At 68.8% G+C, this 10,689-nt stretch carries 8 protein-coding genes; 6 read left to right on the top strand and 2 right to left on the bottom strand.

The window, feature by feature from the left end; all coding sequences use genetic code 11:
- Positions 1 to 52: 52 nt before the first annotated feature.
- Complete coding sequence (gene purU / locus ALI22I_RS18160; RefSeq protein WP_077006685.1) at positions 53 to 910, bottom strand: formyltetrahydrofolate deformylase; 858 nt, start codon at positions 908 to 910, stop codon at positions 53 to 55.
- Positions 911 to 1,083: 173 nt separating this feature from the next.
- Here purU and betA point away from each other — a divergent pair, with 173 nt between their 5' ends.
- The 5 genes from betA (at position 1,084) to ALI22I_RS18135 (ending at position 7,773) form a co-directional block, all read left to right on the top strand.
- Positions 1,084 to 2,748, top strand: coding sequence for a choline dehydrogenase (gene betA / locus ALI22I_RS18155; RefSeq protein ID WP_077006684.1), 1,665 nt, complete (start codon positions 1,084 to 1,086; stop codon positions 2,746 to 2,748).
- Between the two features lie 6 nt (positions 2,749 to 2,754).
- A complete protein-coding gene (locus ALI22I_RS18150) occupies positions 2,755 to 3,546 on the top strand; it encodes an IclR family transcriptional regulator (protein WP_077006683.1) in 792 nt (263 codons plus the stop codon).
- Between the two features lie 194 nt (positions 3,547 to 3,740).
- On the top strand, positions 3,741 to 4,805 hold the full coding sequence (locus ALI22I_RS18145) for a quaternary amine ABC transporter ATP-binding protein (protein WP_077006682.1): 1,065 nt from the start codon (positions 3,741 to 3,743) through the stop codon (positions 4,803 to 4,805).
- Positions 4,805 to 6,769 (top strand): ABC transporter permease subunit, encoded by a 1,965-nt coding sequence (locus tag ALI22I_RS18140; RefSeq protein WP_077006681.1) that lies wholly within the window; start codon positions 4,805 to 4,807, stop codon positions 6,767 to 6,769. Before ALI22I_RS18145 ends, ALI22I_RS18140 begins: the two co-directional genes overlap by 1 nt.
- A gap of 23 nt (positions 6,770 to 6,792) precedes the next feature.
- A complete protein-coding gene (locus ALI22I_RS18135; protein ID WP_077006680.1) occupies positions 6,793 to 7,773 on the top strand; it encodes an ABC transporter substrate-binding protein in 981 nt (326 codons plus the stop codon).
- 66 nt (positions 7,774 to 7,839) lie between these two features.
- Here ALI22I_RS18135 and ALI22I_RS18130 read toward each other — a convergent pair whose 3' ends face one another.
- Positions 7,840 to 8,067 carry a hypothetical protein gene (locus ALI22I_RS18130; RefSeq protein ID WP_238598428.1) on the bottom strand — a complete coding sequence of 76 codons (228 nt, stop codon included), beginning with the start codon at positions 8,065 to 8,067 and terminating at the stop codon, positions 7,840 to 7,842.
- A gap of 193 nt (positions 8,068 to 8,260) precedes the next feature.
- On the opposite strand from ALI22I_RS18130, the gene ALI22I_RS18125 reads away from it, so the two are divergent.
- Positions 8,261 to 10,687, top strand: coding sequence for a GcvT family protein (locus tag ALI22I_RS18125; RefSeq protein WP_077006679.1), 2,427 nt, complete (start codon positions 8,261 to 8,263; stop codon positions 10,685 to 10,687).
- Positions 10,688 to 10,689 lie beyond the last annotated feature (2 nt).

The raw sequence follows: 10,689 nt of genomic DNA, 5'->3' as shown, positions 1-10,689 counted from the left end.
GGTCGCCTGGGAAGTCGATCGTTCGCGACCTCGCTGGCCGGAAGAACCCCGTCTAGCGGAAGACGACGGTTCGGTGGCCGTCCAGCAGCACCCGGCGCTCCACGTGCCATTGGACCGCACGCGACAGTGCCATGCACTCCGCGTCGCGGCCGATCACGGCCAGATCGTCGGGGCCGAGGGAGTGGTCGACCCGGATGACCTCCTGTTCGATGATCGGTCCCTCGTCCAGGTCGGGCGTCACGTAGTGGGCGGTCGCGCCGACCACCTTCACGCCCCGGTCGAACGCCTGCGCGTAGGGCTTGGCGCCCTTGAAGCTGGGCAGGAACGAGTGGTGGATGTTGATCACCCGGCCGTCCAGCTTCTGGCACAGCTGGTCGGAGAGCACCTGCATGTAGCGGGCCAGCACGACCAGTTCGACGTCGTGCTCGGCGACCAGGTCCAGCAGCCGCGCCTCGGCGGCGGGCTTGGTGTCCTTGGTCACCGGGATGTGCGCGAACGGGATGCCGTAGGAGCGGGCCAGCGGCTCGAAGTCGGGGTGGTTGGACACGATCAGCGGGATGTCGATCTTCAGCTGGCCGGTCTGCCACCGGTAGAGCAGGTCGTTGAGGCAGTGGCCGGATTTCGACACCATCAGCAGCACCTTGGGCCGGGTCTCGATGTCGTGCATCCGCCAGTCCATGTCGTAGGCGGCGGCGACCTTCGCGAACGACTGCCGCAGCTCGTCGAACGTGACCGGCTCCCGGCGCACGGCGAAGTGCACGCGCATGTAGAAGCGCTCGCTCAGGCGCGAGTCGAACTGCCTGCTGTCGACGATGTCGCAGCCGTGCTCGACCAGGAACCCGGAGACGCCGTGCACGATGCCCAGCTGGTCGGGGCAGGTCAGTGTGAGCACGAAGTCGGTGTTCGGCATACGACCTCCGCTGTTGCGCTATCCGGCACACTGGTCGCGATGTGCAACAGTCTGACCCGCGCGCATCACACCGTCAACCCTTGAGGCCGAGCAGGCCCGCAGCTAGCCTTCACCTGGTTCGCGATACGAGACGTGTTGATCCTTGCGCAACAACCGCTCGGGAGGACCGCTGCATGGACCAGCGATACGACTACATCATCGTCGGGGGCGGGTCGGCGGGCTGCTCGCTGGCCAACCGGCTGTCCGCGGACCCGTCCGTCAAGGTGCTGGTGCTCGAAGCGGGCCGTCCGGACTGGATCTGGGACGTGTTCATCCACATGCCCGCCGCGCTGACCATGGTCATCGGCAACCGTTTCTACGACTGGAAGTACGTCTCCGAACCCGAGCCGTTCATGAACGGCCGCCGCATCACACAGGGCCGCGGCAAGGTGCTGGGCGGCTCCAGTTCGATCAACGGGATGATCTTCCAGCGCGGCAACCCGATGGACTACCAGCGCTGGGCCGCCGACCCCGGTATGTCCACTTGGGACTACGCGCACTGCCTGCCCTACTTCAAGCGGATGGAGAACTGCCTGGCCGGCGGCGACGAGTGGCGCGGTGACAGCGGCCCGCTCACGCTCGAACGAGGCCCGGCGACGAACCCGCTGTTCCAGGCGTTCTTCGAAGCCGTCCAGCAGGCCGGGCACCCGCTCACCCAGGACGTCAACGGCTACCGGCAGGAGGGCTTCGCCCGGTTCGACCGCAACATCCGCAACGGCCGGCGGTGGTCGGCCGCGCGTGCCTACCTGCACCCGGTCAAGAACCGCCCCAACCTGACCGTCCAGTGCTTCTCCCTGGTGCACCGCGTGCTGTTCGAGGGCAAGCGCGCCGTCGGCGTCGAGTACAGCCGGCCCGGCCGGGGAACCCGCAAGACCTACTCGGGCGAGGTCATCCTCAGCGGCGGCGCGATCAACACGCCGCAGCTGCTCCAGCTGTCCGGCATCGGCAACCCCGACGAGCTGCGCCCGCTGGGCATCGACGTCGTGCACGAACTGCCGGGCGTCGGCGAGAACCTCCAGGACCACCTGGAGGTCTACGTCCAGCACGCCTGCACGCAGCCCGTCTCGTTCAACCCCTCCCTGAAGCTGCACAACCGGCCGGGGATCGGGCTCCGGTGGCTGCTCGACAAGAGCGGACCGGCGGCGACGAACCACTTCGAGGCCGGCGGGTTCGTGCGGGGTAACGACCAGGTCGCCTACCCGAATCTGATGTTCCACTTCCTGCCCATCGCGGTCCGGTACGACGGCACGCCGGTCGGCGCCGAGCACGGCTACCAGGTCCACATCGGACCGATGTACTCCGACGCCCGCGGCACGGTGAAGATCAAGTCGGCCGATCCGAAGCGGCACCCGGCGCTCAAGTTCAACTACCTGTCCACCGACCAGGACCGGCGCGAGTGGGTCGAGGCGATCCGCGTGGCGCGCGAGATCCTGGCCCAGCCGGCGTTCGCGGAGTTCAGCGGCGGTGAGCTGTCGCCGGGTCCGGACGTCCGGACCGACGCGGAGATCCTGGACTGGGTGGCCCGCGACGGCGAGACGGCCTACCACCCGTCGTGCACCGCGAAGATGGGCGTGGACGAGATGGCCGTGGTCGATCCGACGTCGATGCGGGTGCACGGCGTCGAGGGCCTGCGGGCGGTGGACGCCTCGGTGCTGCCCTACGTCACCAACGGCAACATCTACGCGCCGGTGATGATGGTGGCGGAGAAGGCGGCCGACCTGATCCTGGGGAACACACCGCTCTCACCTGCGGAGACACCTTTCTACCGGCACGCCCAAGGTTCAGATAGTGCACACTAGTGCGCTATGGGCAACGACGAGCCGAGTGCGAGCAGCACGATCCAGTCGGTCGACCGCGCTCTGACGGTGCTCTCCCTGCTCGCCCGGCACGGCGAACTCGGCGTCACCGAGATCGCGGCCAGACTCGACGTGCACAAGTCCACGGCCTTCCGCCTCGTCACCACCCTCGAACTGCACGAACTGGTGGAGCAGAACACCGACCGGGGCAAGTACCGGTTGGGCATCGGGGTGCTCCAGCTCGCCGGCGCCACCACGGCGCGCCTGGACGTCGTGCAGCGGGGCCGACCGATCATCCGGCGACTGGCCGAGGAGCTGGGCGAGACGGTGAACATCACCGTCCTGTCCGGGCACGAGGCGCTCTACCTGGACCAGGCCGCCGGCAACACCTCGCTCAGACCGAACAACTGGGTCGGCCAGCGCGTGCCGCTGCACGCCACGTCCAACGGCAAGGCGCTGTTGGCGCACGTGTCCGAGCAGCGGTTCGCCGAGCTGACCGCCGAGCCGCTGCACCGCTTCACCGACCGCACCACCACCGACGTCGCCGCGCTGAAGGCCGAGGTCCAGGCCGCCGCGCGGGACGGGTACGCGGTCGCGGTGGACGAGCTGGAGATCGGCCTGACCGCTGTCGCCGCGCCGATCGTGGGTCCGGGCGGCGAGGTGGTCGGGTCGGTCAGCGCGTCCGGGCCGACGTTCCGCATCCCGGCCCGGCGCATCCCCGACGTGGCCGCGAAGGTGGTCGAGGCCGCCGGGCACATCTCGCGAAGACTGGGCTGGCACGGCCTCCCGGAACACTCGTGACCGGTTGCCGTGACCGGTTCCGGGCTGGTCGGTGACCGGTTCGGCCCAGTCCGGAAGACCCGTTCGGCGCATTGCTAACCGGTTCGAAACACGCGTGCCCTTGACGCTCGGTACTCGCGCAGTCAATTCTGTTCCATCTAAAGAAGCGCAGTTCACGATACGCAACACGGAAGCACACCGGAAGAGGGTGAACCGTGGCCGCACCGCCAGAGCTGGCCGAGCCCACGACGACCGTGAAGACCGAACCCGTGATCTCCGTACGCGGACTGTGGAAGGTCTTCGGCCCCAAGGCCGAACGCGTGCCCGGCTCACCGGAGCTGTCCGCCCTGTCCCGACGGGAGTTGATGGACACGACCGGGTGCGTCGCCGCGGTGCGCGGGATCGACTTCGAGGTCGCGCCCGGCGAGGTGTTCGTGGTGATGGGACTGTCCGGATCGGGCAAGTCCACCCTGGTCCGCTGCCTGACCCGGCTCATCGAGCCCACTGCGGGCCAGATCGTGTTCGAGGGCGAGGACATCCTCGGCGCCGACCCGCGACGGCTGCGCGAGCTGCGCCGCGAGAAGTTCTCCATGGTGTTCCAGCACTTCGGCCTGCTGCCGCACCGCCGGGTGATCGACAACGTCAGCTACGGCCTGGAGATCCGGGGCGTGCGCAAGGCCGACCGGATCGAGCGCGCGCAGGAGGTCATCGACCTGGTCGGGCTCAACGGGTGCGAGCGCTCCTACCCCGACCAGCTCTCCGGCGGCATGCAGCAGCGGGTCGGCTTGGCCCGCGCGCTCGCCGGCGACCCGGACGTGCTGCTGTTCGACGAGCCGTTCTCCGCGCTGGACCCGATGATCCGGCGCGACATGCAGAACGAGGTCCTCCGGCTGCACCACGACGTCGGCAAGACGATGGTGTTCATCACCCACGACCTGTCCGAGGCATTGAAGCTGGGCGACCGCATCCTGATCATGCGCGACGGCCAGGCCGTCCAGTTGGGCACCTGCGAGGACCTGGTCGGCGCGCCCGCCGACGACTACGTGCGCGACTTCGTCCGGGACGTGCCGCGCGCCGACGTGCTCACGCTCAAGTGGATCATGCGGCCGGTGCGGCCGGACGACGTGCTGGACGGTCCGGAACTCGCGCCGCACGTGGTGGTCCGCGAGGCGGTGCGGGCGGTGCTCGCGGCCGACCGGCCGGTGAAGGTCGTTCAGGACGGCGAGCTGCTCGGTGTCGTGGGCCACGAGGAGATCCTCGCCACGGTTGCGGGTGAGTGATGGCGGCCATCGCACTCCCCCGCGTCCTGCTGCGGCGGCCGAGCCGCGGTGTGCTGCTGATCGCGACGCTGGCGGCGTTCCTGGTGCTGTGGGTGGTGCTGCGCGGGCTGCACACGCTGTCGCTCGGCGCGGCCCAGCTCACCCCGTTGCACCACGCCGTCAACGAGTTGAACGACTCGCTGGGCGCCAGTCGCAACACCAACCCGCTGTTCCTGTACTTCTTCAACGAGATCCGGCTGGTCGTCGACGAGTTCGTGACGTTCGTCCAGGCCGTGATCGCGCAACCGGCGTTCGGGCGCCCGGTGCCGCTGATCGGCTGGCTCGGCGTGGTCGCGATCGTCGGTTACGTCTCGTTCGCCGTGGCCAACTGGCGGGTGGCACTCGGGGCCGCTGCGGGTTTCGCGTTCCTGGGCCTGCAAGGGCTGTGGCAGGAGAGCATGGACACGCTGGCGCTGACCCTGTCGGCGGTGGTGATCGCGCTGCTGTTCAGCCTGCCGCTGGGCATCTGGGCCGGGCTGTCGGACCGGTTCAACCGGCTGATCACGCCGGTGCTGGACTTCATGCAGACCATGCCGACGTTCGTCTACCTGGCGCCGTTGACCCTGATCTTCCTCATCGGCCCGGCCTCCGCCACGATCGCCACCCTCATCTACGCCGCTCCCCCGGCGATCCGGTTCACCGCGCACGGCATCCGCTCCGCGCCGCACGACACCGTCGAGGCCAGCGAGTCCCTTGGCGCGACGACGAAGCAGACGCTGTTCAAGGTGCTGCTGCCGGCCGCCAAGCGGACCATCGTGCTGGGGATCAACCAGACCATCATGGCGGCGCTGGCGATGGTCACCATCGCCGCGCTGATCGACGCGCCGGGCCTGGGCAAGACGGTCGTGAAGGCGTTGCAGACTTTGGACGTCGGCACGGCGTTCAACGCGGGTCTGGCGATCGTCGTGATGGCCATCGTCCTGGACCGGGTCACCACCGTGGCCGGGGCACGCGCGGAGCGCGCGCGTCTGGACACCCGGCGCACCTCCGCGCTGGTGCGCCGGGTCGTCCTGCTCGTCGGCGGCGTGCTGACCCTGGTCGCGGTCTGGTTCTCCACCACCTACTTCTGGGCGGCGGAGTTCCCGCCCGACGTGTCGGTGGGCCCGGCGATCGCGCAGGCCGCGGCGGCGGTGACGGACTGGGTGCAGACGAACCTGTCGTCGGTCACCGGCGGCGTCAAGGACTTCGTCACGCTCGTGCTGATCGACCCGTTGCAGATGCTGCTGACCGAGTCGCCGTGGTGGCTGTTCGCGGCGCTGGTGGTGGCGGTGTCGGCGCTGATCGGCTCGGTGCGCACGGCTCTGGTGTCGGCGGCGTGCCTGCTGCTGCTGGTCGGCACGGGGTTGTGGTCGGACGCGATGGCGACGCTGGCGTCCACGCTGGTCGCCACGGCGATCGTGATGGTGCTCGGGGTGGTCGTGGGCGTGTGGATGGGCCGCAGCACGTTGGTGGACCGGGTGTTGCGGCCCGGTCTGGACGCGGGCCAGACGATGCCCGCGTTCGTCTACCTGGTGCCGTTCCTGGCGTTGTTCGGCGCGAGCCGGTTCACCGCGATCGTCGCGGCGGTCGTGTTCGCCGCGCCGGTGGCGATCAAGGTCGTGGCCGACGGCATCCGGGCGGTCTCGGCCACCACGGTCGAGGCGGCGACGGCGGCCGGGTCGAGCACGTGGCAGCTCATCACCAAGGTGCAGCTGCCGATGGCCCGGCGCGCCCTGACCCTGGCCACCAACCAGGGGCTGATCTACGTGCTGTCGATGGTGGTGGTCGGCGGGCTCGTGGGTGCGGGCGCCCTGGGCTACGACGTCGTGGCGGGCTTCTCCCAGGCACAGCTGTACGGCAAGGGCCTCGCGGCCGGTGTCGCGATCGTCCTGCTCGGCGTGATGCTCGACCGCCTCACCCAGGCGGCGGCGAAGCGTTCCCAGTGATTTTCGAACGAGTTGGAGGCCAAGTGACACGGCACAAGTGGGTTCGCGCCGCTCGCCAAAAAGTGTGGATCAGCGCGGTCGTGGCGGCGTTGACGCTGTCCGCGTGCGGTGGGGCCAAGATCGGCGACACGTCGTCGGCGAGCACCGCGGGGGACTGCGGCGAGTTCAAGATCGCCATCAACCCCTGGGTGGGTTATGAGGCCAACGCGGCGGTGTTGGCGTACGTGGCGGAGACGGAGCTGGGCTGCAAGGTCACCAAGAAGGACCTGAAGGAAGAGGTGGCCTGGCAGGGCTTCGGCACCGGTGAGGTCGACGCGGTGGTGGAGAACTGGGGTCACGACGACCTGAAGGCGAAGTACATCGAGGAGCAGAAGACCGCGGTGTCGGCCGGCTCGACCGGCGTGACCGGCCAGATCGGCTGGTACGTGCCGCCGTGGCTGGCCGCGGAGCACCCCGACATCACCGACTGGAACAACCTGAACAAGTACGCCGACCTGTTCAAGACCTCCGAGTCCGGGGACAAGGGCCAGCTCCTCGACGGTGACCCGTCGTTCGTCACCAACGACGAGTCCCTGGTCAAGAACCTCAACCTGAACTACAAGGTCGTCTACGGCGGCAGCGAGACCGCGCTGATCCAGGCGTTCCGACAGGCGGAGAAGAACCGCACGCCCGTCATCGGCTACTTCTACGCGCCGCAGTGGCTGTTCGCCGAGATCGAACTGGTCAAGGTCAAGCTGCCGGCCTACACCGCCGGGTGCGACGCCGATCCGGAGAAGATCGCCTGCGACTACCCGGACTACGACCTGGACAAGATCGTCAGCAAGAAGTTCGCCGACGCCAACGGCCCGGCGTTCCAACTGGTGAAGAACTTCCAGTGGACCAACGACGACCAGAACGTCGTGGCGAAGTACATCGCCGAGGACAAGATGACCCCGGACGCGGCCGCGAAGAAGTGGGCCGAGGCCAACCCCGACAAGGTGAAGGCCTGGCTGCCCAAGTCCTGAGTGGGCTGTCTTGGAGAAACGCAGTGAGGGGTCTTCCGCGCGTGCGGGAGACCCCTCACTGCGTGGTCAGGCCGTGTACTGATACGTCGAGTAGGTCAGGTAACCCGTGTCACCGCCCTGGTAGTAGGTGGCCTCCTCGACGGGCGCGCTCGGGAGCGCGTTGCGCAGTCGCTCGACGAGGTCGGGGTTGGCGATGAAGGCGCGGCCGAAGCTGATGAGGTCCGCACCCAGCCCGAGCCAGTGATCCGCGTCGGCCCGACCGGTCTGCTTGGGCCCCAGCACTTCAGGCGTCACACGGACGCCGTCACCCGTCTATAGGTTCGCAGACACCCTCGCCACGAACGCGGCTCGGCGATGGGTCCGGTATCGGGTGACGTAAGCAGGACGTAAGCAGTCTGTCCCGGGGCTTGACACAGCCCTGCCCAGCGGCAACGCTTCTGTTGCGTAGCCCGCATGCTGTTGCGAATGGTGCACCTTGGAGGCTGGCATGGTCGGACCCCGTGTCGTGGTGGTCGGAGCGGGTGTCGTTGGGGCGGCGCTGGTTGACGAGTTGTCCGCTCGGGGTTGGGACGACATCACCGTGGTGGATCAGGGGCCGCTGCCCGCGCCGGGCGGGTCGTCGTCGCACGCGCCGGGGCTGGTGTTCCAGACCAATCCGAGCAAGGCCATGGCCGAGATGGCGCGCTACACCGTCGACAAGCTCGGGACCCTGTCCGTCGACGGGGAGCCGTGTTTCCTCCAGGTCGGCGGGCTGGAGGTGGCCACCACGCCCGAACGGCTGACCGAACTGCACCGCAGGCACGGCTGGGCGACGTCCTGGGGCATCGACGCGGCCGTTGTGGACGCGGATCGGTGCCTGGAGTTGATCCCGATGCTCGACCGCGACCAGGTATTGGGCGGTCTGCACGTGCCGACCGACGGCCTGGCCAAGGCGGTTCGGGCGGTGGACGCGCAGATCAGTCGGGCACGGTCGCGTGGGGTCAAGGTGCTTGACCGGACCGAGGTGCTGGACGTCCTGGTCGAGGGTGACCGGGTCACCGGCGTGGTCACCGGCCAAGGGGAGCTGGCCGCCGACATCGTGGTGTGCTGCGCCGGGATCTGGGGCTCGAAGATCGCCCGGATGGTCGGCATGACGCTGCCGCTGGTCCCGCTGGCCCACCAGCTCGCCTGGACCGGGCAGGTCGCGCCGCTGGCCGGCCAGACGTCCGAGGCGCTGCGACCGATCCTGCGGCACCAGGAAGCCGATCTGTACTACCGGGAGCGGTACGACGCGATCGGTGTCGGCTACTACGGCCACCGGCCGATGCCGGTCTCCGTGGACGACATCCTCGGCGTGGACGCGGCGGACGTGATGCCGTCCGTGCAGCCGTTCACCGAAGAGGACTTCGCCGAGGCGTGGCGGCAGACGCACGCGCTGCTGCCGGCCACCCGTGAGGCGAAGATCGAAGAGGGCATCAACGGCCTGTTCTCCTTCACCACCGACGACATGCCGCTGCTCGGTCCTTCCCCCGAAGTGAAGGGGTTCTGGGTCGCCGAAGCGGTCTGGGTCACGCACTCCGCCGGTGTCGGCCGGGCAATGGCCGAGTGGCTGGTCGACGGTCACTGCTCGTCGTTCGACCTGCACGAGTGCGACGTGAACCGGTTCGAGGCGCACCAGGTCGCGCCGAAGTACGTCGTGGAACGGGGTTGTCAGAACTTCGTCGAGGTCTACGACATCAAGCACCCGTTGCAGCCCATGGAGCAGCCACGGCCGCTGCGCGCCAGTCCGTTCCACGTCCGGCAGCAGGAGCTGGGCGGGGTTTTCCTGGAGGCCAACGGCTGGGAGCGCCCCCAGTGGTACGAGGCGAACGCGGGTCTGGTCGACGGCCGGGACATCCCCGAGCCGGACGAGTGGGCGGCGCGGTACTGGTCCCCGATCGTCGCCGCCGAGGCGCAGGTGACACGCGAGGCCGTGGCGATGTTCGACATGACCGCGCTCAAGCGGCTGGAGGTCACCGGGCCCGGCGCGGCGGCGTTCCTGCAACGCCTGGTCACCGGTGACGTGGACAAGTCCGTCGGCTCGGTCACCTACTGCCTGCTGCTCGACCACGACGGCGGCATCCGCAGTGACGTGACGGTGGCGCGGCTGGCCAGGGACGTCTTCCAGGTCGGCGCGAACGGCGCGCTGGACCTCGACTGGCTGCACCGACACCTGCCCGGAGACGGCACCGTGCAGGTCCGCGACATCACCGCCGGCACGTGCTGCATCGGCGTGTGGGGGCCACGCGCCCGCGATCTGGTGCAGCCGTTGACGGATCTGGACCTGACCGCGTTGAAGTACTTCCGCGGCGCGCGCGGTTTCATCGGCAACGTCCCGGTGACCGCCCTGCGACTGTCCTATGTGGGTGAACTGGGCTGGGAGCTGTACACGACCGCCGACATGGGCCTGAAGCTGTGGGACACGCTGTGGGCGGCGGGACAGGAGCACGGCGTGATCGCGGCCGGGCGCGGGGCGTTCACGAGCCTGCGGTTGGAGAAGGGCTACCGGTCGTTCGGCACGGACATGACCTACGAGCACGACCCGCACGAGGCGGGGCTCGGGTTCGCGGTGAAGGCGGCCAAGCCGGAGTTCATCGGCAAACAAGCCCTCGCCGACCGACAAGCCCGGCAAGCGACGAAAAAGCTGACCTGCCTCACGCTGGACGGGCACGTGCTCGGCAAGGAGCCCGTCTACGACGGCGACACACCCGTCGGATACGTCACCAGCGCGGCCTACGGCTACACCGTCGGCTCCGGCATCGCCTACGCCTGGCTGCCCGCCGACCTGGCCGAGCCCGGCCGCACGCTGCACATCGGCTACTTCGACCGGCGAATCCCGGCGACCGTCGCCGAGGAGCCCCTGTTCGACCCCAAGATGACGCGGCTGCGAGGGTGACG

The organism is Saccharothrix sp. ALI-22-I, from assembly GCF_001984175.1.
Classification (GTDB): Bacteria; Actinomycetota; Actinomycetes; order Mycobacteriales; family Pseudonocardiaceae; genus Actinosynnema.
This window is presented reverse-complemented; position numbering and strand designations above follow the sequence as displayed.